Source organism: Pseudomonas sp. B2021 (assembly GCF_018135665.1).
In the GTDB taxonomy this organism is placed as follows: Bacteria; Pseudomonadota; Gammaproteobacteria; order Pseudomonadales; family Pseudomonadaceae; genus Aquipseudomonas; species Aquipseudomonas lactis.
Genome location: NZ_SMOF01000029.1, coordinates 1 through 536, shown reverse-complemented (window position 1 = coordinate 536; position 536 = coordinate 1). Strand labels below are relative to the sequence as shown.

The window sequence follows — 536 nt, the reverse complement described above, 5'->3', positions numbered from 1 at the left end:
GGTTCAACCACCACGGTGGGTGGCAAGGTAACCAGCGGTTGTGAGGGCACCAGTTTCAACGGCGAAATGATCTCGAGGGAGGGTGACCGGGTCGCTTGTCCGGCATGCGGCACTGAAGGCTTCATCGCGCTTACCGGCCCTCATTTGCACGAAGAGTGGAACGGCAAACAAGCGGCACTGGAGGGTGATCTGTGCATCTGCAAATGCGATCCGCCGCCGGAGTTGATTGCCAATCAGAGTTCCAAATCTCAGGAGTTTGGTCCCCAACCTCAACGTGTCACCCCGATTGTAATGAGGCCGACTGCATCCGCCTCGCCCCCTGCGAATTATGCCGCGCCCGTTGCGTCGAATCGTGCCGCTGATACCTGCGTTTTTGCCAAATCCTGCGTTTCGGTACCGGCCGGTTCTACAGCTGCGGGCACCGCCCCGGAAAACGCCAAAAACTTCGGCACCACTGCCCTTATGGCCTCAACCGGTACCACGGGCGCCGTCGGCAGGGTAGCCGGCACACTCGGCAGCGACCTCGGTGCCTGGGC

At 61.0% G+C, this 536-nt stretch carries 1 protein-coding gene; it reads left to right on the top strand.

Annotation, left to right across the window (positions count from 1 at the left end; all coding sequences use genetic code 11):
* Positions 1-536 (top strand): PAAR domain-containing protein (locus tag E1K68_RS27530; RefSeq protein WP_244858951.1); only part of this gene is annotated, 536 nt, incomplete at both ends.